This is a genomic window from Streptococcus oralis subsp. dentisani (assembly GCF_003944205.1).
In the GTDB taxonomy this organism is placed as follows: Bacteria; Bacillota; Bacilli; order Lactobacillales; family Streptococcaceae; genus Streptococcus; species Streptococcus oralis_BH.
In genome coordinates, this window is sequence record NZ_RJPH01000009.1 from 42,875 (window position 1) to 65,986 (window position 23,112).

At 42.8% G+C, this 23,112-nt stretch carries 25 protein-coding genes and 1 pseudogene; 15 read left to right on the forward strand and 11 right to left on the reverse strand.

The features are described from left to right. Nucleotides 1–159 precede the first annotated feature (159 nt). Nucleotides 160–876, reverse strand: coding sequence for a GntR family transcriptional regulator (locus D8805_RS07045; RefSeq protein ID WP_001007187.1), 717 nt, complete (start codon nt 874–876; stop codon nt 160–162). Nucleotides 877–1,192: 316 nt separating this feature from the next. On the opposite strand from D8805_RS07045, the gene D8805_RS07050 reads away from it, so the two are divergent. The 8 genes from D8805_RS07050 (at nt 1,193) to D8805_RS07085 (ending at nt 9,227) form a co-directional block, all read left to right on the forward strand. Continuing rightward, nucleotides 1,193–2,980 (forward strand): glycoside hydrolase family 35 protein, encoded by a 1,788-nt coding sequence (locus tag D8805_RS07050; protein ID WP_061587428.1) that lies wholly within the window; start codon nt 1,193–1,195, stop codon nt 2,978–2,980. Then, nucleotides 2,977–3,453 (forward strand): PTS sugar transporter subunit IIB, encoded by a 477-nt coding sequence (locus D8805_RS07055; protein ID WP_044020041.1) that lies wholly within the window; start codon nt 2,977–2,979, stop codon nt 3,451–3,453. The genes D8805_RS07050 and D8805_RS07055 overlap by 4 nt, the downstream gene beginning before the upstream one ends. 26 nt (nt 3,454–3,479) lie before the next feature. Continuing rightward, a complete protein-coding gene (locus D8805_RS07060; protein WP_125416465.1) occupies nt 3,480–4,385 on the forward strand; it encodes a PTS mannose/fructose/sorbose/N-acetylgalactosamine transporter subunit IIC in 906 nt (301 codons plus the stop codon). Next, complete coding sequence (locus D8805_RS07065; protein WP_125416467.1) at nt 4,372–5,193, forward strand: PTS system mannose/fructose/sorbose family transporter subunit IID; 822 nt, start codon at nt 4,372–4,374, stop codon at nt 5,191–5,193. The genes D8805_RS07060 and D8805_RS07065 overlap by 14 nt, the downstream gene beginning before the upstream one ends. Before the next feature lie 3 nt (nt 5,194–5,196). Continuing rightward, a complete protein-coding gene (locus tag D8805_RS07070) occupies nt 5,197–5,601 on the forward strand; it encodes a PTS sugar transporter subunit IIA (protein WP_000045700.1) in 405 nt (134 codons plus the stop codon). A gap of 270 nt (nt 5,602–5,871) precedes the next feature. Beyond that, nucleotides 5,872–7,038 (forward strand): SIS domain-containing protein, encoded by a 1,167-nt coding sequence (locus tag D8805_RS07075; protein WP_125416469.1) that lies wholly within the window; start codon nt 5,872–5,874, stop codon nt 7,036–7,038. Nucleotides 7,039–7,048: 10 nt separating this feature from the next. After that, on the forward strand, nt 7,049–8,044 hold the full coding sequence (gene lacD, locus D8805_RS07080) for a tagatose-bisphosphate aldolase (RefSeq protein WP_125416471.1): 996 nt from the start codon (nt 7,049–7,051) through the stop codon (nt 8,042–8,044). 145 nt (nt 8,045–8,189) lie between these two features. Next, entirely contained in the window at nt 8,190–9,227 is a 1,038-nt protein-coding gene (locus tag D8805_RS07085; RefSeq protein WP_125416473.1) for an aldose epimerase family protein, read from the forward strand. A 78-nt stretch (nt 9,228–9,305) separates the two neighbouring features. Here D8805_RS07085 and D8805_RS07090 read toward each other — a convergent pair whose 3' ends face one another. The 7 genes from D8805_RS07090 to D8805_RS07120 form a co-directional block, all read right to left on the reverse strand. After that, nucleotides 9,306–9,863, reverse strand: a complete 558-nt coding sequence (locus tag D8805_RS07090; protein WP_125416475.1) for an SMI1/KNR4 family protein — start codon at nt 9,861–9,863, stop codon at nt 9,306–9,308. A gap of 12 nt (nt 9,864–9,875) precedes the next feature. After that, nucleotides 9,876–10,598 carry a DUF4241 domain-containing protein gene (locus D8805_RS07095; RefSeq protein WP_125416477.1) on the reverse strand — a complete coding sequence of 241 codons (723 nt, stop codon included), beginning with the start codon at nt 10,596–10,598 and terminating at the stop codon, nt 9,876–9,878. Between the two features lie 184 nt (nt 10,599–10,782). Then, nucleotides 10,783–11,847, reverse strand: coding sequence for an ankyrin repeat domain-containing protein (locus tag D8805_RS07100; protein ID WP_125416479.1), 1,065 nt, complete (start codon nt 11,845–11,847; stop codon nt 10,783–10,785). Nucleotides 11,848–11,892: 45 nt separating this feature from the next. Beyond that, on the reverse strand, nt 11,893–12,300 hold the full coding sequence (locus tag D8805_RS07105) for a hypothetical protein (RefSeq protein WP_000395300.1): 408 nt from the start codon (nt 12,298–12,300) through the stop codon (nt 11,893–11,895). Between the two features lie 51 nt (nt 12,301–12,351). Continuing rightward, nucleotides 12,352–13,584, reverse strand: a complete 1,233-nt coding sequence (locus D8805_RS07110) for a sensor histidine kinase (RefSeq protein ID WP_000488867.1) — start codon at nt 13,582–13,584, stop codon at nt 12,352–12,354. Beyond that, nucleotides 13,585–14,259, reverse strand: coding sequence for a response regulator transcription factor (locus D8805_RS07115; protein WP_125416481.1), 675 nt, complete (start codon nt 14,257–14,259; stop codon nt 13,585–13,587). It abuts the gene before it with no gap. 9 nt (nt 14,260–14,268) lie between these two features. Continuing rightward, nucleotides 14,269–14,889 carry a GTP pyrophosphokinase gene (locus tag D8805_RS07120; RefSeq protein ID WP_376739456.1) on the reverse strand — a complete coding sequence of 207 codons (621 nt, stop codon included), beginning with the start codon at nt 14,887–14,889 and terminating at the stop codon, nt 14,269–14,271. A 182-nt stretch (nt 14,890–15,071) separates the two neighbouring features. Between D8805_RS07120 and D8805_RS07125 the strand changes: the two genes are divergently transcribed. From D8805_RS07125 to D8805_RS07140, 4 genes are all read left to right on the forward strand, one after another. Continuing rightward, nucleotides 15,072–15,329, forward strand: a complete 258-nt coding sequence (locus D8805_RS07125) for a metal-sensitive transcriptional regulator (protein ID WP_000185156.1) — start codon at nt 15,072–15,074, stop codon at nt 15,327–15,329. Between the two features lie 53 nt (nt 15,330–15,382). Further along, on the forward strand, nt 15,383–16,696 hold the full coding sequence (locus D8805_RS07130) for a DUF6630 family protein (protein WP_125416483.1): 1,314 nt from the start codon (nt 15,383–15,385) through the stop codon (nt 16,694–16,696). Between the two features lie 31 nt (nt 16,697–16,727). Beyond that, the gene (locus D8805_RS07135; protein WP_125416485.1) at nt 16,728–17,006 is read left to right on the forward strand and encodes a hypothetical protein; all 279 of its coding nucleotides are present in this window, start codon (nt 16,728–16,730) and stop codon (nt 17,004–17,006) included. Nucleotides 17,007–17,137: 131 nt separating this feature from the next. Next, on the forward strand, nt 17,138–17,626 hold the full coding sequence (locus D8805_RS07140; RefSeq protein WP_125416487.1) for a prolyl-tRNA synthetase associated domain-containing protein: 489 nt from the start codon (nt 17,138–17,140) through the stop codon (nt 17,624–17,626). A gap of 40 nt (nt 17,627–17,666) precedes the next feature. Here D8805_RS07140 and D8805_RS07145 read toward each other — a convergent pair whose 3' ends face one another. Genes D8805_RS07145 through D8805_RS07155 form a run of 3 tightly spaced genes read right to left on the reverse strand, consistent with a single transcriptional unit; the run spans nt 17,667 to nt 19,934 of the window. Next, a complete protein-coding gene (locus D8805_RS07145; RefSeq protein ID WP_000258398.1) occupies nt 17,667–17,963 on the reverse strand; it encodes a rhodanese-like domain-containing protein in 297 nt (98 codons plus the stop codon). Further along, entirely contained in the window at nt 17,953–19,608 is a 1,656-nt protein-coding gene (locus tag D8805_RS07150; protein WP_125416489.1) for an FAD-dependent oxidoreductase, read from the reverse strand. The genes D8805_RS07145 and D8805_RS07150 overlap by 11 nt, the downstream gene beginning before the upstream one ends. 20 nt (nt 19,609–19,628) lie before the next feature. Then, nucleotides 19,629–19,934, reverse strand: a complete 306-nt coding sequence (locus D8805_RS07155) for a rhodanese-like domain-containing protein (RefSeq protein ID WP_125416491.1) — start codon at nt 19,932–19,934, stop codon at nt 19,629–19,631. 175 nt (nt 19,935–20,109) lie between these two features. On the opposite strand from D8805_RS07155, the gene D8805_RS07160 reads away from it, so the two are divergent. From D8805_RS07160 to D8805_RS07170, 3 genes and pseudogenes are all read left to right on the forward strand, one after another. Then, nucleotides 20,110–20,667 (forward strand): sugar O-acetyltransferase, encoded by a 558-nt coding sequence (locus D8805_RS07160; RefSeq protein WP_125416493.1) that lies wholly within the window; start codon nt 20,110–20,112, stop codon nt 20,665–20,667. A gap of 291 nt (nt 20,668–20,958) precedes the next feature. After that, entirely contained in the window at nt 20,959–22,206 is a 1,248-nt protein-coding gene (locus D8805_RS07165; protein ID WP_125416495.1) for a carbohydrate-binding domain-containing protein, read from the forward strand. Nucleotides 22,207–22,329: 123 nt separating this feature from the next. Next, nucleotides 22,330–23,089 (forward strand): annotated as a pseudogene (locus D8805_RS07170) (nucleoside phosphorylase). Nucleotides 23,090–23,112: the final 23 nt, after the last annotated feature.

Genomic DNA, 23,112 nt, shown 5'->3' on the forward strand with positions numbered 1-23,112 from the left:
ATTGTCAAAAAACTAAAAACAAGGAAAATCTAGCCAATATTTAACTTGTTTTTAGTAAAAGCACTACTAATTAAAGAATTACCCTTCGTCATATGTTCATACTGAATGGTGCATGCTATAATGAAATAGAAAAAGCCTGAGCTAGGCTCAAGCTTTTTCTTAATGACCTCGATCACACGAGATGAATTTGATTTTGTAGTAGTCAGCTCGCTTATAAGTTTCACTATAGGCAAGGACTTGGCCAGTGGCCTCAAGTTTTGTAGTCTTCGTTTGGAAGACAGTTGGAAATTGTGTATCAATTCCCAACGTAGAAGCAGCATGCTCTGGTGTTGGGAATGCGATTTCGTTGATTTCCTCAAAATGCTCATCAGTCATGTGAATGCGGTAATCCAATTTGAAACGTTTATAGATAGAGCTATAATAGTCAAGATTTGGATAGTTGGCATTGATATATTGTTCGGGAATATAAGAAGTGTGGTAGATATAGGTCACACCATTAGTTTGACGTGTCCGTTCGATCTTGTAGTAGAACTGGTCTCCACGCAAACCAAGTTTTTCCAAATATTCAAGCTTATTTCCACGTTCGATAGAAAGGACAGTTACCTTATCGTCTTTTGTTTCAAAAATTTCCACATCTGAAAACTCAACGAGTTTGTGCTTACGAGCGCGTGAAACAAAAGTTCCTTTTCCTTGTTGGCGGACAATATAGCCATCTTTGGCAAGGTCGTTCAAGGCACGAACAACTGTGATAGAACTGACATCATACATCGCGATCAACTCTGCTTCAGTATAAAACTTGTCTCCACTCGCAAATTGACCTGAGATGATTTTATTCTTGAGTTCGTCTTTAATATATTGGTATTTTGGAATAGCCATAATTGCACCTCAATTTTTTTCTTTCTCCTTCTTTGATTTTACCACAAACACAAAGAAAATAGTAGCATTTAGATGAAAAAATAACATAATACATTAAAAATATTATTTTGCACATATATAAAAGCGCCGTCAAAACAGGAGTCGTGCAAAAGCCCTCATTTCATGCTATTTTTTAGATAATTTTGGTAAAAAAGAAGTAAAAAAATAGAAAAATTTTAAAGAATTTTCTAAAACCTATTGACAAATGCAAAAGATTTGATTATAGTTAATATTATAATAAATGAAAGCGCAAACTTAATTCGTCAGAGGTAATAACATGACAAGATTTAAAATTGAGGACGATTTCTATTTAGACGAAAAACCGTTCAAGATTTTGTCCGGCGCCATTCATTATTTTAGGATTCCAGCAGAGGATTGGTATCATTCTCTCTATAACTTAAAGGCGCTTGGCTTTAATACAGTCGAGACCTATGTGGCTTGGAATTTACACGAACCTGTTGAAGGGGAGTTTGATTTTGAAGGTGCCAGAAATTTGGAGAGATTTCTTCAAATTGCACAAGATCTGGGTCTCTATGCCATTGTACGCCCGTCTCCATTTATCTGTGCGGAATGGGAATTTGGTGGCTTGCCGGCTTGGCTCTTGACCAAGGACATGCGAATTCGCTCGTCCGACCCAGCCTACATCGAGGCTGTTGCTCGCTATTATGACCAATTATTGCCAAGGCTTGTACCTCGCTTGTTGGATAATGGCGGAAACATTCTCATGATGCAAGTCGAAAATGAATATGGCTCTTATGGAGAAGATAAGTCTTATCTACGAGCGATTCGGAAATTGATGGAAGACCGAGGGATTGATTGCCCACTCTTTACTTCAGATGGCCCATGGAGGGCTACTCTGAAAGCCGGAACCTTGATTGAAGACGACCTCTTTGTGACAGGAAACTTCGGTTCTAAAGCTCCGTACAACTTTTCACAGATGCAGGAATTCTTTGATGAGCATGGCAAGAAATGGCCCCTCATGTGTATGGAATTCTGGGATGGTTGGTTCAACCGTTGGAAAGAACCCATCATCACTCGTGATCCTAAAGAATTGGCAGAAGCTGTTCGAGAGGTATTGGAGCAAGGATCTATCAACCTCTACATGTTCCATGGAGGGACAAACTTTGGTTTCATGAATGGTTGCTCGGCTCGAGGAACTCTGGATTTGCCACAAGTCACATCTTACGACTATGATGCCCTTCTCGATGAAGAAGGAAATCCAACTGCTAAATACCTAGCAGTCAAGAAGATGATGGCAACACACTTCCCAGAGTATCCACAGTTGGAACCACTCTATAAGGAAAGCATGGAGATAGGGTCCATTCCATTGGTCGAAAAAGTTTCCTTGTTTGAAACCCTGGATAATCTCTCTAGTCCTACTGAAAGCCTCTATCCAAAAGCGATGGAAGAACTTGGTCAAAGTTATGGCTACCTTCTCTACCGCACGGAGGCAAGTTGGGATGCAGAAGAGGAACGTCTCCGTATCATCGATGGACGTGACCGAGCTCAACTCTTTGTAGATGGTCAATGGATTGCTACTCAATACCAGACAGAGATTGGCGAAGACATCTACTGTCAAGGCAACCGAGAAGGCTTTTCAGAGATTGACATCTTGATTGAAAATATGGGGCGTGTCAACTACGGACATAAGTTTTTGGCAGATACGCAGCGTAAAGGAATTCGAACAGGTGTCTGCAAGGATCTACATTTCTTACTGAATTGGAAACAATATCCACTGCCACTGGATAATCCTGAGAAGATTGATTTTTCAAAAGGATGGACAGAAGGACAACCAGCCTTTTACGCTTTCGACTTTACTGTTGAAGAGCCGAAGGATACCTACTTAGACTTGTCTGAGTTTGGTAAGGGAGTTGCCTTTGTCAACGGGCGTCACTTAGGACGTTTCTGGAACGTCGGCCCGACCCTCTCACTTTATATCCCTCATAGCTATCTCAAGGAAGGTGCTAACCGCATCATCATCTTTGAAACTGAGGGCGAATATAAAGAAGAGATTCATTTAACTCGTAAACCTACACTAAAACACATAAAGGGGGAAAACTTATGACAATTGTAGGATGCCGTATCGATGGACGTTTGATCCACGGTCAAGTAGCCAATCTTTGGGCTGGAAAACTAAATGTTTCACGCATTATGGTTGTAGACGACGAAGTTGTTAACAACGATATTGAAAAGAGTGGTTTGAAACTTGCGACACCACCAGGTGTGAAACTCAGTATCTTGCCAGTTGAGAAAGCAGCAGTAAATATCCTTGCTGGTAAATACGATAGCCAACGTCTCTTTATCGTTGCACGTAAACCAGACCGTTTCCTTGGTTTGGTCGAAGCAGGTGTTCCGCTTGAAACACTCAACGTTGGCAATATGTCTCAAACACCAGAAACTCGCTCTATCACACGTTCTATCAACGTGGTAGACAAGGATGTGGAAGATTTCCACAAACTAGCAGAAAAAGGTGTGAAACTCACTGCTCAAATGGTTCCAAATGATCCAGTTTCAGACTTTTTGAGCTTGTTAAAATAGGAAAAAATTTTTAGGAGGTCATTGTTATGATACAATGGTGGCAAATTTTACTTCTCACTTTGTACTCAGCTTATCAAATCTGTGATGAGTTGACAATCGTTTCATCTGCAGGTTCCCCTGTATTCGCTGGTTTCATTACCGGTTTGATCATGGGAGATGTGACAACTGGTTTGTTTATCGGTGGTAGCTTGCAGTTGTTCGTTCTTGGGGTTGGTACCTTCGGTGGTGCTTCTCGTATTGACGCAACTTCTGGTGCGGTTCTTGCAACAGCATTCTCTATCTCTCAAGGTATTGATACAGATCTTGCAATCACAACAATCGCTGTACCAGTAGCAGCACTTTTGACATACTTCGACGTTCTTGGACGTATGACAACTACTTTCTTTGCACACCGTATTGATGCTGCGATCGAACGCTTTGACTACAAAGGTATCGAACGCAACTACCTACTTGGTGCGCTTCCATGGGCTCTTTCTCGTGCCCTTCCAGTATTCTTCGCTCTTGCTTTTGGTGGTGCTTTCGTACAATCAGTAGTAGACCTTGTTAAAGAATACCAATGGGTTGCAGACGGTTTGACTCTTGCAGGTCGTATGCTTCCAGGTCTTGGATTCGCTATCTTGCTTCGTTACCTTCCAGTTAAACGTAACCTTCACTATCTTGCTATGGGATTTGGTTTGACAGCTATGTTGACTGTTCTTTACTCAAACGTAATAAGTCTTGGTGGAGCAGTTGCTGGTATCATTGGCACTCTTCCTGCTGAAGTTGCTCAAACTATCGGTTTTGCTAACAACTTCAAAGGATTGTCTATGATCGGTATCTCTATCATTGGTATCTTCCTTGCAGTTGTTCACTTCAAGAACAGCCAGAAAGTTGCTGTAGCAGCACCTTCTACACAGTCAGAAAGTGGGGAAATTGAAGATGACGAATTCTAATTACAAATTAACAAAAGAAGATTTTAATCAAATTAACAAACGTAGCTTGTTCACTTTCCAATTGGGATGGAACTACGAACGTATGCAAGCATCAGGTTACCTTTACATGATCTTGCCACAATTGCGTAAAATGTATGGAGATGGAACTCCTGAGTTGAAAGAAATGATGAAAGTTCATACTCAATTCTTCAACACTTCACCATTCTTCCACACAATCATCGCTGGTTTTGACCTTGCTATGGAAGAAAAAGATGGCGTTGACTCAAAAGATGCGGTTAACGGTATCAAGACAGGTTTGATGGGACCATTCGCTCCTCTTGGAGATACAATCTTTGGTTCACTTGTACCTGCTATCATGGGATCTATCGCTGCAACAATGGCTATTGCCGGCCAACCTTGGGGTATCTTCCTTTGGATCGCAGTTGCAGTAGCGTATGACATCTTCCGTTGGAAACAGTTGGAATTTGCATACAAAGAAGGGGTTAACCTTATCAACAACATGCAAAGTACTTTGACAGCTTTGATTGAAGCTGCATCTGTACTTGGTGTATTCATGATGGGTGCTCTTGTAGCAACAATGATCAACTTTGACATTTCTTACAAATTGCCAATTGGTGAAAAGATGATTGACTTCCAAGACATCTTGAACTCAATCTTCCCACGCTTGCTTCCAGCAATCTTTACTGCCTTTATCTTCTGGTTGCTTGGTAAGAAAGGTATGAACTCTACTAAAGCGATCGGTATCATTATCGTTCTTGCAGTAGGACTTTCATTCATCGGTAAATTCTTGCTTGGAATGGGCGCATAATTTATGAGTAAATCATTAATTTTGGTGAGTCATGGTCGTTTCTGTGAAGAACTTAAAGGTAGCACGGAAATGATTATGGGTCCACAAGACAACATTCATGCAGTGGCTCTTCTTCCAGAAGATGGTCCAGAAGAATTTACTGCTAAATTTGAAGCTGCTATTGAAGGATTGGATGATTTTCTAGTCTTTGCGGATCTTCTCGGTGGTACACCATGTAACGTGGTAAGCCGTTTGATTATGGAAGGTCGCGACATTGAACTCTACGCAGGGATGAATCTTCCAATGGTGATTGAATTTATCAATGCAAGCCTTACAGGCGCAGATGCGGATTATAAGAGCCGTGCTGCAGAAAGCATCGTAAAAGTCAACGATTTGTTAGCGGGCTTCGATGATGACGAAGATGAATAATACTCTTTAAAAATCAAATTCAAACCACGTCAGCGTCGCCTTGCCGTATATATGTTACTGACTTCGTCAGTCTTATCCGGCAACCTCAAAGCAGTGCTTTGAGCAGCCTGCGGCTAGCTTCCTAGTTTGCTCTTTGATTTTCATTGAGTATAAGATGTGACAACGTGAAAACCGTTAGAACAGCTTGTATAGAATATACATGGGAATGGGAGTCACTCCCATTCCCATATTTTTAATAGGAATGAAACAACAATAGATTAGAGGAACTCTATGCTAAATTACACAAAAGAAGAATTGCTTGAACTGGGTGCAGAAATCACGACTCGTGAGATCTACCAACAGCCTGATGTATGGAAAGAGGCTTTTGAAGCCTATCAAGCAAAACGGGAAGAAATTGCAGCCTTTCTGCAAGGGATCGCTGATAAGCATGACTATATCAAGGTCATCTTAACGGGTGCTGGTACTTCTGCTTATGTGGGAGATACCTTGGTACCATACTTTAAGGAAGTCTATGACGAACGCAAATGGAACTTCAATGCCATTGCGACAACAGATATTGTAGCAAATCCAGAAACCTATCTAAAAAAAGATGTGGCAACTGTCCTTGTATCCTTTGCTCGTAGTGGGAATTCGCCTGAAAGTGTAGCGACTGTTGATCTGGCTAAAGCCTTGGTGGATGACCTCTATCAAGTAACTATTACATGTGCTGCAGAAGGGAAATTGGCTCTTCAAGCTCATGGCGATGATCGTAATCTCTTGCTCTTGCAACCAGCTGCCTCTAATGATGCTGGATTTGCCATGACTTCTAGCTTTACCTCTATGATGTTGACAGCACTTTTGGTGTTTGACCCTACAGAATTTGCTGTTAAAGCTGAACGTTTTGAAGTTGTGGCTAGCCTTGCCCGTAAGGTCCTAGACAATGTAGCAGATGTCAAAGAGTTGGTTGATTTAGACTTTAACCGTGTCATCTACCTTGGTGCTGGTCCTTTCTTTGGACTTGCTCATGAAGCTCAGCTCAAGATTTTGGAATTAACAGCTGGCCAAGTTGCGACTATGTATGAGAGCCCAGTTGGCTTCCGCCATGGTCCAAAATCATTGATTAATCAAGATACAGTTGTTTTGGTATTTGGTACAACGACAGACCACACTCGCAAGTATGATTTGGACTTGGTTCGTGAAGTTGCTGGTGATCAGATTGCTCGTCGTGTCGTACTTTTGAGTGATCAAGCCTTTGGTCTTGAAAATGTCAAAGAAGTGGCTCTTGGCTGTGGTGGAGTCTTGAACGATATTTACCGTGTCTTTCCTTACATCGTTTATGCCCAACTCTTTGCCCTATTGACTTCGCTCAAGGTAGAAAATAAACCAGATACACCGTCTCCTACAGGTACCGTAAACCGTGTGGTACAAGGTGTTATCATCCACGAATATCAAAAATAAGGAAGTATCTATGAGTAAATTACAATTAAGTCCCAATAAAGTGGCTTGCTTACAAAAACTCTCTGACGAGAACGGCATTATCTCAGCTCTTGCCTTTGACCAACGTGGCGCTTTGAAACGTCTCATGGCTCAATACCAAACAGAAGAGCCAACAGTTGCTCAAATGGAAGAACTTAAAGTATTGGTTGCAGATGAATTGACAAAATACGCATCATCTATGCTCCTTGACCCTGAGTATGGACTTCCAGCTACAAAAGCGCTTGATGCCAATGCTGGACTTCTCCTTGCTTATGAAAAAACTGGTTACGACACAACAAGCACCAAACGCTTGCCTGACTGCTTGGATGTTTGGTCTGCAAAACGTATCAAGGAACAAGGTGCAGATGCTGTGAAGTTCTTGCTTTATTATGACGTAGACAGCTCTGACGAACTCAACCAAGAAAAACAAGCCTACATCGAACGCATTGGTTCTGAGTGTGTGGCGGAAGACATTCCATTCTTCCTTGAAATCCTTGCTTACGATGAAAAAATCGCTGACGCAGGTTCTGCAGAATACGCAAAAGTAAAACCACACAAGGTTATTGGTGCTATGAAGGTCTTCTCAGACCCACACTTTAACATCGATGTCTTGAAAGTAGAAGTTCCAGTTAACGTCAAATATGTTGAAGGCTTTGGCGATGGCAAAATCGTTCATACACGCGAAGAAGCAGCAGCCTTCTTCAAAGCTCAAGACGAAGCAACAAATCTTCCTTACATCTACTTGAGTGCGGGTGTATCAGCTAAACTCTTCCAAGAAACACTTGTCTTTGCCCACGAATCAGGCGCAAACTTCAATGGTGTTCTTTGCGGCCGTGCAACTTGGGCTGGATCAGTTGAAGCTTACATCAAAGACGGTGAAGCTGCAGCTCGTGAGTGGTTGCGTACAACAGGATTTGAGAACATTGACGAACTCAACAAGGTTCTTCAAACAACAGCGACTTCATGGACTGAACGTGTAGAAGCATAAAAACAAGAATAGAAGAATCCCCTTTTGTTAAGAAAATACTCAAGTTTTTCTGACAAAGGCTTCTGAAAATAAAACTACAACCATAGATGGTGAGACACTCTCTATGGTTTGTTTACTTAAGAGAAATGGATCAAAGGAGAGAAGAATGAAAGCATACACAGAGCGTGTATTTGGAAATCATGAGGGTAAGGATGTCTTGGCCTATGGCTTTGAGACTGACGGTGGCTACCAGCTTGAAGTTATGACTTATGGTGCGACCATTTTGCGCTATGTAACGCCTGATAAGGCTGGAAATTTTGCCAATGTTATCCTAGGCTTTGATGATTTTGATAGCTATGTTGGCAATAGTCCTAAACATGGAGCAAGCGTTGGTCCTGTAGCGGGCCGTATTGCAGGTGCAACATTTGAGCTCAATGGTAAAACCTATTACCTTGAAGTCAATAATGCTAGCAATTGTAACCACAGCGGTTCAACAGGTTGGGATTCTAGCTTGTTTGAATTGGTCGAAGTGAGCGACCATGGTTTGACACTTTATACAGAAAGAACAGACGGTACAGGAGGATTCCCTGGGAATCTTAAGATTTGGATTAGCTACCGTTTGGAAGAAAATGGTGCCTACGAAGTCAGCTACAAGGTGACGACAGACCAGGATACGCTTGTCAATCCGACCAATCACAGCTACTTTAACTTATCAGGTGATTTTACGCAGACGGTTGACCGCCATGTCTTCCAGCTAAATACGGAGGGCATTTACCCAATCGCTCCAGACGGTGTTCCAGCTAAGACTCCAGATGCTAATCGTGATGTGGTGAAACACATCTACAATGGTGCTTTGTTGAAGGACATCTTTGAAGAGGAAGATGAGCAAATCCAGCTGGTATCTGGTTTGGATCATCCATTTGCCCTCCCTATGGGTCATGACAATGCTGGTTTCCTTTATGACCAAAATTCAGGTCGCTTCTTGCTTTTCAAGACAGAGGCTCCATGTTTTGTGGTCTACACAGCAAACTTTGTGGATGAGAGTGTGCTCATAGCTGGTCAGCCAATGGTACAGCACAATGGGATTGCCCTTGAAGCGCAAGCTTTACCAGATGCCATTCACAGCGACCTCAAAGACCAAGTCATTCTCAAAGCAGGTCAAACCCTTACCAGCAAAACTCGTTACGAGCTTGTTATAAAATAAAAAGAAGAGCTGGTTTCCAGCTCTTTTGAGTTTCGTGCTATTGTGATGACATTTGAGATAACTTTACTAGCCCAAGGCTTATTTTCCTTTTTTCTGGGTCTCAATTCTTTCTAGCATTTTGTTTTTACGCTCCTCCAGTTCTTGGATTTGTTTGAGTAAAAGATCTGAAAAGTCACTATCGAGCTCTTCAGCCTCTCCACTACTATACCAATCTAAGGCGACAATGTGATTATTTTTATCAAAGCAGAAAATCACATCTCGATCACCGATGATAGACAGAAAAGGGATATAATTTACAAAGCCTAGTTCATGTAATTCTTTGGTCTTCAGTCGAATGTCTAGAAAATCAGGTATCTCATTTGCAATGCCGTAAACCTTAATACCACGGCAAAATGTCCAAAATGGTGCCACATCAAATGCTTTAGCTCTAGGCCACAGTTCCTCCCTGACTTCCATATATAGTCCGCCTAGGGGTGACATGGCAAATTCTCTAAAGTCGTCTGGAAGACTGATTTGATACAGTTTTTCAAAATCTTCTATATCCTCTTCGGAGGGTTCATTTCCCATGCAGGCTACAACTTGGTAGGTTTTAGAATCATAATGATGAAAATAATCATAGACTTTTTCTAGTGACATTGCTATTCCTCTCTATTCTAGGTAAATATATTCGACAACTAAATCACAAAGCTGATTATCCTTATCATAGCCAAAGTACACAGGATAGACACCATCTCCAAAACCTGATTGGATCATCGGAATGCTTAGGTCAGTGTTGGGGATTTTAAAATTAATCCAATCCCCGCCCTCACGCTGATAAAGGGGATTGTCTATGGCATTTTGAGCAAAAACTGCTGCAAAGAAATCGTCGTAGATATTTTTGTCAGGATTTTCTTTATACCAACTCTCTTCAAAATCGCAGTAGGCATTCTTGGTGTCAACGTCCACTATCGTTGCCAGACCTGCATCAACTGCAAATCCAAAATAAGAGTCTTTTTCAACAGTGTCTATATCTTCATCACCAGTCAGTGCTTCATAGTAGATGACTGGTACTTGATCTGTAAATTGGATTCTCGTTGCTACATACCTGTAATGGTCTTCTTCTATCTTGGCTACTAAAGTCTTTAGTCGATATCTCCCTTTGGGTACAGACTGTAAGTAGGACTTTTCCTCTCTACGGAGCCAGACCAAAGGATCTCGAACCAGAATTTCTCCGCTAGGGAAAGTCACTTCCCCCATCTCCAAAACAAAAATTTCTGCACCCTGTATTTCTTTCCTCTCAAAACACTCTGCATAATTGATAGACGAAGTGAGCAGGTGTTTTATTTCTTGGTATTTCTGTAACCACTCTTGTGAAGTTTGTATTTTTTCCATAAACAGCTCCTTTCTAAATCTTTTATTTTAGGTTGGTACTTTCTGAGTTAGAGAATTGTGTACTCATTATACATCTAGTGCGGGTATATTCCCCTTTATAATATCACATACAATTTGTGGAACAGATTTAAAATTTCCTATATCTTTTAATTTGACCATTTTAAGTCTCCTACAGATTATGTACTCATCTGTTATAATTTATTTCCCCTAAAGGAAGCGGATTAGGATTTAAGCTTACCCAGAGAACTGAAAGTTCACACAAACGTTCAGTTATAGTATCTTCATCACTGCCTTTTGCACGGATGCTGGAAATCAGTTCCTTAGTTTCTTCCAGTTCTTCTTCGGAAAGCGGTGTGCCTGAAGCGAAATGATTTGGCAGGGCTTTAAGCATGTTCCGGTAGTGTTTATCCCAGTTGACACCGCCATTTCTATAGAGCTCATCCTGTACGCGCCCTGTTATACGGATCACTTCGCCTTGTACAGTTTTCGCTGGCCCACTTGAAGGAATCAACATCTCCCAAAGTTCATCGTATTGCTTTTGCCAAGGACCATCTTCTACAATAATAGGAGAAACTCCGTCATGTACCTTGCGTTTCGGAGCAGGCTTTACATCAAACAGTGCATAGAGTCTCTCAAGCCCTGCTTCTGTTTCAGTCAAGTAATCTTTATTAAAGTTTTCTCTGTGAAATTCAAAATCCTTTCCGATTAGTTCGACTCTTTCTGCCATATCAGGAGTTACCTCAGCGCCCGCCTTTATGAGCATTTCTGCAATTTCTGCTACCTGTGCAATATTAATCTGCCTACAAGTAGCAAGGGCTTCAGCTAAAGGAGTTCGTCCCATAACAGTTTTGGGATTAACATCTGCACCTTTTTCAATCAAAAAACTGACTATCTTAGGTCGGAAAAACCTTGCTGCCGTATGTAGAGGTGTACTCCCATATGTATCAGTTTTTTGTATATCTCCGCCTAATTCATATAGCAGTTTTACAGTATCTCTCCCCAAAGTGGCATGTGTATATAATGGTGTACGCCCATAATAATCAGGAGTATTTACATCTAAACCCTGTTCCACCAGCCAGATAACAAGCTCATCAGGAACACCTCCAAAATGAAGTGCCGTATTTAAGCTGTATCTGCCGTCATGAGCAGTAAGCTCACATTTATCATATACGGCTTTAAGAGCTTCAATATCTCCTGCTGTAATCAGTTCATCAAAATTTTTAGGTAAGGTCACTCTTTTTTTGGACATTGTTCTTCTCCTTTAATATAAAACCAACATTTGCATTTTATATTTCTAAACCCACTTAAGCCCATTAACATTTTTAAGAATCATAGATCTTCCATCGTAGTCATTTTTTAACTCGATTTCTTTTTCCTTGACCGAAATGTTGTTGTACCAGTGATCTAAGCTGGCATATTTTCCTGTATGGATATTGATAAGCATACTTGTTATAGGATTCCAAGTCCCTTTCTTTACTGTTTCTGCAAGCAAATAATAGGCATCTAAAAATATGAGATTTCTTCCATACATCCAAAATGGAAGCTGAATATTTAACAAAGGCAATTTTGCAGAAAAAATATCATCTCCATGTGGTGGCACGGTTTCATAATGAAATTCTATCTCACTCCCATAATATGCTATCGTTGCTCCTTCGCAACCGATGCTTTGAGGAATCCCCTCCTCAGCTACTAAAAATTCCATTGGCTTCCCCTTATGTTGTAATTGGATGAACTCCGACCAGACTCTCCACGTTTACAACCAGATGGTAAAGGTAATCACCTGTTTTTTGTAGGTGACAAAGATTTTCCCTCTAAACAGGCTGACAAGGTGTTGAGCCATAGAGAGGCCAATGCCATACCCAGAGGTGGTTTGGTTATTGTGTGATGTTTCAGCGCGATAAAAGCGGTCAAAGAAGCGTTTGATATTGGCAGGCCGCCCGTCTTTGTAGTCGTTAGATACGGTGATACAGGTGCGCTTGCGTAGGAGATAGGCTTTGCGTTTGAGAGTTAGACGGATGGTGCCTGCTGGATCACAGTATTTGCGGGCATTGTCAAGAAGAATGCTAAGAAGCTCATAAAATTCCTCTTGGGCTACTTTTTCTATGATATCTGCTTCAATCAGGCTTTCAAAGTTTTTATCTTCCTTTTTAAAGAGGGGAGCAAAATCTGTCGCAACTTTCTCAGCAATAAGCGAGATATTTTGAGGAGCTAGTTTGATATCCTCTTGCTCCTCGAGCCGAGCAAGTCGGATCAGTCTTCCAATCAAGTGGTTGAGACGCTCGGTCTGTTCCTTGGTGCTGATACTCCACTCAGTCTCTCCTTCCATGAGTTCTTGAAGCTCGGTATTGGCCGAAATGATAGCCAGCGGTGTTTTGAGTTCATGACCTGCATTAGTGATAAACATCCGTTGTTTCTCATAGTTTTTGACGAAGGGACGGATAACAATCCCAGAAATCAAGGTAAAGAGCAGAGCAAGGAGAAATAGGCTAGCCAGTGATAACCAGATAGAGACTTGAAAGAGGGTGTCCCGTTCGCGAATGTAGTTGGTAGCTTCAAAGAAGACTAGGAGCTTGCCCGAAGCTGTCTGACTAATCTGGTAGGTGAAGTAGCGCCCGTTGCGAGTAATCGTGCCATAGGTTTCCGGTTTTTTAAGAATTTTCTGGAGAAAATCTCTGACGTCTGCTTCGGTCAGTGATTGGACATTCCCTAGAGAAATAGTGTAGTCATTCCCCTTTTCTCTGACAGAGAAATACTGAAAATTGTAGATAATCCCTTCCTGGATGTTCTTTTTGGTGAAACTTTCCTTGATTTCATCTGTGATTGGGAGTTCGCCTTCATTTTTAGACAAGATGGAGAGGACGGTTTGGATATTATCCTCTGTCTGAGTATAGACGATGCTATTCATCAAGACCAGAAAGAATGCAAGAATCAGAGCGATAGCAGCAGTGGCTGTGACAATAAACTTGATGCGTAGTTTTCGAAACATCTAGTCTCCTCCTGTCAGTTGGAAAGGCCCTTCTGCAGATCCTAAGATTTGCAAGTTGGACTGAACGCTTTGGAGTTTTTGGCGGAGATAGGAAATATAGAGAAAAACGAGCTCGTAATCCCTTTCTTCCAGCTCCTCTGGCCAGACTTGCTCTAGTAGTTGTTGACAACTGAGGGTCTGGTTAGCATGCTGAATGAGGAGGGTCAAGAGTTGAGTCTCCTTTTTCCCTAAACGAATGCTGTTTGTAGCAGCTAATTCTTGTTCGTTAATATCCAAGCTAGTATTTCCTAATTGGACCGTATCTGGGGTATAGTCCTCCAGACGGCGGGCAGTAGAACGGAGCCTAGCCAATAGTTCCTTGAGCGAGAAAGGCTTGGTCAAGTAGTCGTCGGCACCTGCATCGAGTCCGGTTACACGATCATCTACTTCAGCCATGGCTGTCAGCATGATAACGTGGGTCATATTGCCCAACTGGCGAATTTCTTTGAGGGCTTCGATTCCAGTTTTGATTGGCATCATGATGTCAAAAATCATGAGGTGATAGTGGTTAGTTGTAGCTTTTTCGACAGCATCTTGTCCATTAAAAACAGAATCAACGCCATAGCCTTCGCGTTCTAAAGCAACAGTGATGACGCGATTTAGTTGAGTTTCATCTTCGGCAAGTAGGATTTTCATAGGTTCTCCTTAGTCTTGGTCAGATCGCTGAATCAAATCACGGATGGTCTGCATGGTCAAGTCGCATGAAGCAAGCTCATCGGCACAACGTTTGAGCTCGCGCGTGATTCGTTCAGGGTTTTGGATGTTTTTCTTGTATTTCATCTGGTGTTCAAGGCTGGCCCAAGAGTCCATAGCAATCGTGCGCAGTTGGATCTCGATAAAGTAGGTTCCTTGGTCATTTCCCAGACAGTCTGGGTAGGGGGTAGTCACTTCGAGAATCAGATGGTAAGAACGGTAGCCATTGGGTTTGACCTGACGGATATAGTCTTTCTCTTTAAAAATATGGATGGTGGGTAGCTGACGAATATAGTCAACGATGCGGTAGATATCATCTGTAAAGCCTGTGATGATCCGAACACCGATAGCATCTCGGATTTCTTTGAGAGCGGATTGACTCGTCTGAGGAAGGCCTTTGCGTTGGCATTTTTCACGCATACTTTCCTCGGTTTTGATACGCGCATGCAAATGCTCATATAGTTTGAGGGAGGTTTCTTTTTTGTAATTAGCTGCGGCTTCTTCCATATCTTGAATAAAGGTCTGCAAGATAGTGGGTAAGTAGACTTCGCAAGGGCCATAGATAGAGTTCATAGGCTGGTCCATTCTAAGAATGGCTCGTATTGCTACGAGCATAGATTCTAATAGTATTTGTCATTCTATTATACCATGAAAGCGATAGCAGGGTGAGATTCTATAGATAAAGAGGGAACGAGAATTTTGACAAAGGAGTCCATTAGAGATATAATGAAGAAAAATCGACCAAGGATAAGAAGATGACAAACTCAAAGTATATTACACGCCTGAAACGTTCAGAGGGGCAGTTGCGTGGAATTCAAAAGATGATCGATGAAGATCGTGATTGTGCAGATATCATTACCCAGTTGACAGCGGTTCGTTCGAGTGTGGAGCGCGTGATTGAGATGATCATTACCGAGAATCTCACAGCCTGCATCAACCAACCCCTGGACGACCCTGAGGCTCAAAAAGAACGCTTAGAAAAGGCTGTTCAGTACCTAATCAAACGAAAATAGTAGTTCTCTATGTGATAGAACAAGATAAGAAAGTGGATCACAGGAGGGGAAAGATGACAAAAGAAGAACGAGCAGAAAAATGGTTTCAGAGTATTCCTGAGACAGAAGCTATTCCTATACAAACTAAAATGGAGATCTGTAGTCAGGCAGCGAAACGAATGGCGTTTATATGGCTTGGCCTACTTGGTGTGGAATGTTTGTTCCTATTCTGGTTCACTGGGGGCGAACTGTTCAATCAAGTAGCGGACTTTCTAAATCAGCTATCAGAAGGGAGCCCCACAAAAAATCGATACAGGGGTCTCGCACTCGCAGGTACTCTTATTTGTCTGCCTGTCTTGATCTTACCTAGCATTGTTGCCCATTTCTTTAGACAAGGTTGGATTCAAAAAGAGGCTGAAAAGGTAGTCAAAGAGATGGCCCCTGTTACAAGTGATCAGCCTGTTCTAGCAGGAGACGAGAGAGCAGATTTTTCGAGCATTTCAGGAAGAATCTTTGCGGATTGGGTGCTAGATGATGGTGAGAAGGAACAAAATGGCTTTGGATTTGAGGAAGTATGGCAGCAACTGGTAGCCGTCCAAGATGGTGGTAGGGATTTTCTCACTTTAATACCTCAGCAACCAGTTAAACTAAAGGGGAGTCAGCTTGTATCGGATTTTGTACAGGTTTGTCAGGATGAAGATTCGGACGGTTTTCGTTTTGAGATCAGTGTTGCCGACGCCGAACGAATCAACGAGAATGTAATCTACGAAAAAAATGGTCTGAGCGAGAAAGAAACTCAAGACATGCTTCGGGCATATTTGGAGAACAGAGTCACACCAGAGCTAGAAGACTGGGAAATTGTACTAGATATGCGGACAGATGAGCAGAAAAATATCGCAATCTATCAGGAAATAACCCAATTGCTAACAGATGATAGTGAGGTACGATCTCGTTTGACCTCCTGTTTTGAATCACCGAAAGCCTATTTCAAGCAGTATGCAGATAGATACGACGAGCGAGGAATAAGCGAAGAGGTTGATGAAGCTACGATAAAATGGCTTGCTATTGCTGATGAACTGCTTGCAGTGGATACAGTCATTGAGCTAGACTGGAAGACGGATAAGGACGAATTTCTGTACCAATTAACGCCTCTGGCAACTAAACAAACTCTTGATTTGGAGGAGAATTGGTTCGACGAGGATGATGACATCCTTACTTGGTGTAAGATTTTGGACGAAAGATGGGCTGGACACGATTTCTGTCTTGCTTGTATGGATATTAATAGCGATAGTTATGTGCTATTTATCTGCAAGAGGGATATTCTGGAAAAATTAGTCACCTTGAGTCACACAATCAATCAGCGTTTCGGCTATGCAAAAAATATGTAATTGCTAGTGTATTTCAAGGAGGGAGTTCAAGATGACTTTTGCATTTAAGGATGCACCCAACACAGCCTGTATAGTTTGTCACCATGTCTTGGCTGGGAAAAATCCGATCACCTTTATCTCCCACGATGAAGAGGATGGCATGTGGCAATTTTTGTGTTCAGAAGACCATACTGGAGAGGATGCACGCCTCATTTCCCTAGCTGAAGCATTTAAACTAGACGCATCCATCGGACAAGTCGCGGATATACCTTGTGGCTATGCGGTGGAAAGAAAAGATGGGCTTGCTGGCTGGAAATCATGCCCATCCTAACAGTTGGGGCTCCGTCTAAGATAACTTGTATGAAAATGAAAGAAACCTAGAGATGCTTGGATATAAATTGGAAGAAAACCCATTTTTTGGTATAATTAAAGGTAGTAAGACAAGTTAAAGGAGGCAAGCGAATGGAAGCATACGAAAAAGTAGTAGAGATGCTAAATGGGCTAGACATTCCTTTTGAAATCGTGGAGCACGAGCCAGCCTTGACGACAGAGCAAGCCGATAGCTTTATCGAAGGGATCGAAGGTGTCCGTACCAAGACCATGTTTCTCACCAACAAAAAGAAAACAGCCTATTATCTCGTGATTATGGATGATAAGAAACGTTTGGATATGGACCTCTTGAAAGACTTGGTAGGAGCCAATAGAATCCGTATGGCTTCCTCTGAGAGCTTGTTTGAAAAAATGATGTTACCAGCAGGTGTAGTATCGCCATTTGGCTTGCTGAACAATGCTGACAAAGATATTCAGATTTATTTCGACAAAGAAATCATGTCTGAAAAACGGATGAGTTTTCACCCCAATACCAATGAAAAAACTCTATTTTTGGATACGACAGATATACTCAAATTCCTGGAAGCCATTGGCTATGAGGTTCATATCATCGAGTTGTAAAAACGAAAAAACCGATTAAGGAACTTAATCGGTTTTTTGATTATTCTACTTGACCGGGCCAAGCATTCATACCACCTTCTACGTTGATAACGGTGAGACCTTGGGCGCTGAGAAATTGACAGGCAGAGGCAGAACGCACTCCACCTTGACAAATGACATGGTATTCATGGTCAGGTTTGAGTTCTTTGTAGCCTTGCTCCAAGGTACTTAACGGAAGATTTTTTGCACCTGGCGCATGTCCTGCTTGAAACTCATGTACTTCACGTACATCGATAAGATCTAGTTTTTCATTTTGATATTTTTCATAAAAGTCAGCCATGCTGATATTAGTTACCATATTCTACTCCTTCTGGGTTAGCCATTTTGTATAGGGAATAAGCGCCGTCAAGGTTTTGGACGGTAAATCCTGCTTGTTTGAGGATACGCTCTGCGATATAGCTGCGCAAACCACTGTGGCAACTAACGATGTAGGCTTGGTTCTTGTCCAGTTCATCCAAGCGTTCACGAAGTTCGTTTAGGGGAATGTGGATAGTGTCGACTTTGAGTCGACCACTCTGAAATTCGCCACTTGTCCGCACATCTAGGAATTTCTTGCCCTTAGCCAGTTCGTCTTCAAGCTGGTACCATTGAACATTATCGCTGAGACCTTCGATAAGGTTCAAGGCTGCGTAGCCCAGCATATTGACGGGATCCTTGGCAGAGCCAAATGGTGGCGCATAGGTGAACTCTAATTCTGGTAAATCAAAGACGGTGAGATTTCCCTTGATAGCAGTTGCCAGGATATCGATTCGCTTGTCAACGCCTTTCTTCCCAACTCCTTGGGCACCGTAGATTTTTCCAGTGGTTGGGTCAAAGAGGAGCTTCAAGGTCATATCAGTAGCGCCTGGATAATAACCAGCGTGGTCTTTCCCACTGACATGAAGGGCTTTATATGGGATTTGGTTGGTACGAAGAGTACGCTCGCTGAGACCAGTCGAAGCAGCTGTCATATCAAAGGCACGAACGATAGCAGTGCCGATACTGCCCTTGTTAGTACGGCTGAGTCCTGCGATGACGTCCGCCACTTGGCGTCCCTGACGATTGGCAGGAGAAGCTAGAGAGATGAGTGCATCTTGACCCGTAATCTCTTGCTTGACGACGATGGCATCTCCAACTGCAAAAATATCTTTTTGACTGGTTTCGTAGTGTTCGTTGACGAGGATACCGCCACGTAGTCCCAGTTCAATCCCAGCTGCCTGAGCCAGTCCGTTTTCAGGTTCAACACCTACAGAAAGGATGGTGAGGTCAGAAGCAATCTTTTGACCGTTTTCGAGAACGATGATTTTTCCTTGGTCTTCAAATCGAGTCGCAGACTGAGAAGTGATAACACGGACGCCGTTTGCCAGCAATTCTGCTTGGACAAAGGCCACCATTTCCTGATCTAATGGTGGCAAGACATGGGGTGCTTTCTCCACGATGGTAACTTGCAATCCCCGTTTCGCCAGATTTTCAGCCATTTCAAGCCCGATAAAGCCTGCACCGATGACGACAGCTTCTTTTGGATGATTGTCCAAGGCTGCCATAATTTCATCGAGGTCAGGAACATTGCGAAGCGTGTAGGCATTCTTAGCCTCTGCTAGCCCTTCAATAGCAGGAACAAAAGGTTTAGCTCCTGGGGAGAGGATCAGCTTGTCGTAGCTTTCTGTGAATTCCTGTCCATCGTGTCGCACCGTCACAGTGTGTTCTTCTGGCGAAATCTGGATGACCTCGTGAAATGGTCGCACATCGAGATTAAAGCGTGCCTTGAGACTTTCAGGAGTTTGGACCAATAAACTATCACGGTTTGCAATTTCTCCTGAAACATAGTAAGGAAGTCCGCAGTTTGCAAAGGAAACAAAGGGACCTTTCTCAAAAATAGTGATTTCAGCGTCTTCCATGAGACGTCTGAGACGGGTTGCTGCTGACATACCGCCTGCAACTCCTCCGACAATGATAATTTTCATTGACTTTCTCCTTGATGCTTCTAGATGACCTTACCTGTCCAAGCACTCATACCGCCTCGGACATTGATGACATCGTATCCATTTTTCTTTAGCTTTTTCGCAGCTAGTTTGCTTCGTACACCAGAGTGACAAATGACATAAAGTGTTTCTGTTGTCGCTGGTGTGTAAGAACCGATTTCCGTTAAAGGAACATTTTTGGCATTTTTAATATGACCTCTACGGAATTCCATAGGCGTCCGAACATCCAGTAGCTGAATCGGTTCCTTAAGTTTAGCTTCTAACTCGCTGGTAGAAATACTGTCAATTTTTGTAAATAAGTGAAACATAGGCACCTCCACATATACCCTTATGGGGTATATTAAACCATGAAGTCAAGCTTTTGTCAAGCAAGTTGTTTTGACTTGGGAGGGAATTGATTTCGAGAGTCTAGAAAGCAGGCCATTCTTGACCTTTCAAAGGCTTTTTGATATGATGGGGCCAAAGTAAGTATGAGGTGATAAGATGACTAGCGAATACCAGAAAATGATAGCAGGGGAGCCTTACCGTCCGTCGGACCCAGAGTTACGGACCTTGGCGCAGGCTTCTCGCCAAAAACAGGCTGCCTTTAACAAGGAAGAGGATCCCTTGAAGGGAGCCGAAATCATCAAGACTTGGTTTGGCTCAACTGGGCAAAATCTCTATGTCAATCCACGTCTGGTGGTCGATTATGGGGTCAACATCCATCTAGGGGAAAATTTTTATTCTAATTGGAACTTGACCATGCTGGATGTTTGTCCGATTCGCATCGGGAACAACGCTATGCTTGGCCCCAACTGTCAGTTTTTAACCCCACTCCATCCACTGGATCCTCATGAACGTAATTCAGGGGTCGAATATGGCAAGCCCATCACCATCGGAGACAATTTCTGGGCTGGTGGTGGCGTCATTGTCCTTCCTGGAGTGACACTGGGAAATAATGTCGTTGCAGGAGCAGGGACCGTGATCACCAAGTCCTTTGGAGACAATGTCGTCCTAGGTGGGAATCCTGCGCGTGTTATCAAGGAAATTCCTGTGAAATAGAAGTGAAAAGGAACAGCTAGGGCTGTTCTTTTTATGAGCTTTAGTCTTATAAATTTTTCTTCTTTTTGGCTTTCTTGGTCAAGGAGATATCGCACAGGGGGTGTTGGTTTAAAAAATCTATTAAAGGTAGTCCAGAGTTCAAAAATTGTTTCTAGCAGTCCTTTCTAAAAAATTACTAGGCGAAACGTAATTGAAACTAAATTTAAGGAAACTTTCAGAAAAGTTTTAGTTTCGTTTCAGGAATCTTCTGTAGACTGTCTAGCTATATCATACGAAGGAGAGGAAAAAGGTATGAAATCAAAAAAATGGACCCTACTCGCAACGAGTTTAACGGCAGTGGTGCTGATGGCAGCATGTGCCCAGTCAACAACTACATCCAATACCAATGCAACGACAAATAGTGCCACAACAACTTCAACAAATACAAACCAATCATCCTATTTTACAGAGAAGGACTATGATACTTCTTATGACGAAAGCACAGCTTCTAAGATTGAGCTATCTGGCTCATCAGCAAACGTCTCTGGAGATGGGGTGACAGTTTCTGGATCAACAGTGACCATCACAAAATCTGGAACCTATGTGATTTCAGGTCAGTCTGACGGAGTGCAGATCAAGGTCGAGGCAGATAAGTCTGCAGATGTTCACCTAGTCCTAAAAGGTGCGACCATGACCAATACTAATGCAGCGATATCTGCGACATCGGCCGGCCACGTCTATTTAACTCTAGCAGAGGGAACCACCAACAGTCTCTCTGACTCAAGCTCTAACAGCGATGAAAAGGCTGACGCAGCTCTCTTTTCTAAGGTGGATTTGACCATCAACGGGAAAGGAACTCTCAATGTAGATGGCAAGAAGAACAACGGGATCAAGGCCAATGACACTCTCCACATCACGGGTGGAACCTATAACATCACAGCAGTTGGCGATGCCTTTAATGTCAATGATGAACTCAACATCACTGGTACGACCATGACTATCGACGCCAAAGAAGATGGCGTCAAGGTGGACAATGACGAGGATACGTCAGTCGGAACCATGTACCTATCCAACAACAACATCACCGTCACAGCAGGAGATGATGGCATCCACGCATCGGGTGATTTGGTTATCGATAGTGGTACCTACACCGTCAAGAATTCGACAGAAGGACTTGAAGGTAAGTCCATCACTATCAACGGTGGGGCCATTAGCATCTATTCGACAGATGATGGAGTCAACGCAGCTAATAAAAACGCCCAACAGAGTGAAATCTTCTTCACTATGAACGGTGGGAACCTGACAGTAGAAGTCGGTCAAGGAGACACAGACCCAATCGACTCGAATGGCAATATCACAGTCACAGGCGGAACCATTAAAATGATTGGTCAAACAGGTTTTGACTTTGATGGAACAGCGACCTATACAGGTGGAGACATCTATCTCAACGGCGAAAAACAAACGGAAATCGTCAACTCTATGCCTGGAGGCGGTGGACCAAATGGAGGCCCTCAAGGAAATGGTGGTCCTGGCGGTCCAGCTCCTGGCGGACAAGGATAAAAAAATCTCCTCTCTCGAAAGAGAAGGGAGAATTTTGCGTTGTTACTAGAGGAAATGTAAAGACAACTCCTTGACACTTCGTCAGCTTTTGATACAATAGTACAAAATTAGAGGAGGTGGGCTATGATTCAGAAACATGCGATTCCCATTTTGGAGTTTGATGACAATCCCCAGGCGGTCCTTATGCCAACACATGAGGGATTGGACTTAAAGTTGCCAAAGAAATGCATCTATGCATTTTTGGAGGAAGAGATTGACCGCTACGCTCAGGAAGCAGGAGCGGACTGTGTTGGTGAGTTCGTTTCTGCCACCAAGACTTATCCAGTCTATGTCGTCAACTACAAGGGTGAGGAGATCTGTCTGACCCAGGCGCCCGTGGGTTCTGCCCCAGCGGCCCAGTTTATGGATTGGTTGATTGGCTATGGTGTAGAGCAAATCATCTCCACTGGAACCTGTGGCGTCCTAGCCGATATAGAGGAAAATGCCTTTCTCATCCCTATTCGCGCTCTGCGAGATGAGGGGACCAGCTACCACTATGTAGCACCTTCTCGTTATATGGAGATGCAGATTGAGGCTATCTCTGCCATTGAGCAAGTCTTGGAACAAAGAGGCATTCCTTACGAGGAGGTTATGACTTGGACGACAGATGGTTTTTACCGAGAGACAGCTGAAAAGGTTGCCTATCGTAAGGAAGAAGGCTGTGCTGTTGTGGAGATGGAGTGCTCTTGCGGCAGTAGCTCAGTTACGTAGGGTTGTCTGGGGAGAACTGCTCTTTACCGCAGATTCCCTGGCGGATCTAGATAACTACGACAGTCGTGACTGGGGCGTAGAAGCTTTTGATAAGGCCCTCGAACTCTGTCTTGCTATTATGCACCACATGTGAGTGCTCTTACTATTTTTATGGTA

What these genes read in the sequence shown, in the direction of transcription:
- D8805_RS07070 (WP_000045700.1), top strand. Translation starts at nt 5,197, where the DNA reads ATGAGTAAATCATTAATTTTGGTGAGTCATGGTCGTTTCTGTGAAGAA.
- lacD (WP_125416471.1), top strand. Translation starts at nt 7,049, where the DNA reads ATGAGTAAATTACAATTAAGTCCCAATAAAGTGGCTTGCTTACAAAAA.
- D8805_RS07095 (WP_125416477.1), bottom strand. Translation starts at nt 10,598, where the DNA reads ATGGAAAAAATACAAACTTCACAAGAGTGGTTACAGAAATACCAAGAA.
- D8805_RS07155 (WP_125416491.1), bottom strand. Translation starts at nt 19,934, where the DNA reads ATGTTTCACTTATTTACAAAAATTGACAGTATTTCTACCAGCGAGTTA.
- D8805_RS07125 (WP_000185156.1), top strand. Translation starts at nt 15,072, where the DNA reads ATGACAAACTCAAAGTATATTACACGCCTGAAACGTTCAGAGGGGCAG.
- D8805_RS07100 (WP_125416479.1), bottom strand. Translation starts at nt 11,847, where the DNA reads ATGTCCAAAAAAAGAGTGACCTTACCTAAAAATTTTGATGAACTGATT.
- D8805_RS07145 (WP_000258398.1), bottom strand. Translation starts at nt 17,963, where the DNA reads ATGGTAACTAATATCAGCATGGCTGACTTTTATGAAAAATATCAAAAT.
- D8805_RS07165 (WP_125416495.1), top strand. Translation starts at nt 20,959, where the DNA reads ATGAAATCAAAAAAATGGACCCTACTCGCAACGAGTTTAACGGCAGTG.
- D8805_RS07130 (WP_125416483.1), top strand. Translation starts at nt 15,383, where the DNA reads ATGACAAAAGAAGAACGAGCAGAAAAATGGTTTCAGAGTATTCCTGAG.
- D8805_RS07045 (WP_001007187.1), bottom strand. Translation starts at nt 876, where the DNA reads ATGGCTATTCCAAAATACCAATATATTAAAGACGAACTCAAGAATAAA.
- D8805_RS07050 (WP_061587428.1), top strand. Translation starts at nt 1,193, where the DNA reads ATGACAAGATTTAAAATTGAGGACGATTTCTATTTAGACGAAAAACCG.
- D8805_RS07110 (WP_000488867.1), bottom strand. Translation starts at nt 13,584, where the DNA reads ATGTTTCGAAAACTACGCATCAAGTTTATTGTCACAGCCACTGCTGCT.
- D8805_RS07085 (WP_125416473.1), top strand. Translation starts at nt 8,190, where the DNA reads ATGAAAGCATACACAGAGCGTGTATTTGGAAATCATGAGGGTAAGGAT.
- D8805_RS07140 (WP_125416487.1), top strand. Translation starts at nt 17,138, where the DNA reads ATGGAAGCATACGAAAAAGTAGTAGAGATGCTAAATGGGCTAGACATT.
- D8805_RS07150 (WP_125416489.1), bottom strand. Translation starts at nt 19,608, where the DNA reads ATGAAAATTATCATTGTCGGAGGAGTTGCAGGCGGTATGTCAGCAGCA.
- D8805_RS07160 (WP_125416493.1), top strand. Translation starts at nt 20,110, where the DNA reads ATGACTAGCGAATACCAGAAAATGATAGCAGGGGAGCCTTACCGTCCG.
- D8805_RS07120 (WP_376739456.1), bottom strand. Translation starts at nt 14,889, where the DNA reads ATGAACTCTATCTATGGCCCTTGCGAAGTCTACTTACCCACTATCTTG.
- D8805_RS07055 (WP_044020041.1), top strand. Translation starts at nt 2,977, where the DNA reads ATGACAATTGTAGGATGCCGTATCGATGGACGTTTGATCCACGGTCAA.
- D8805_RS07075 (WP_125416469.1), top strand. Translation starts at nt 5,872, where the DNA reads ATGCTAAATTACACAAAAGAAGAATTGCTTGAACTGGGTGCAGAAATC.
- D8805_RS07090 (WP_125416475.1), bottom strand. Translation starts at nt 9,863, where the DNA reads ATGTCACTAGAAAAAGTCTATGATTATTTTCATCATTATGATTCTAAA.
- D8805_RS07105 (WP_000395300.1), bottom strand. Translation starts at nt 12,300, where the DNA reads ATGGAATTTTTAGTAGCTGAGGAGGGGATTCCTCAAAGCATCGGTTGC.
- D8805_RS07135 (WP_125416485.1), top strand. Translation starts at nt 16,728, where the DNA reads ATGACTTTTGCATTTAAGGATGCACCCAACACAGCCTGTATAGTTTGT.
- D8805_RS07060 (WP_125416465.1), top strand. Translation starts at nt 3,480, where the DNA reads ATGATACAATGGTGGCAAATTTTACTTCTCACTTTGTACTCAGCTTAT.
- D8805_RS07065 (WP_125416467.1), top strand. Translation starts at nt 4,372, where the DNA reads ATGACGAATTCTAATTACAAATTAACAAAAGAAGATTTTAATCAAATT.
- D8805_RS07115 (WP_125416481.1), bottom strand. Translation starts at nt 14,259, where the DNA reads ATGAAAATCCTACTTGCCGAAGATGAAACTCAACTAAATCGCGTCATC.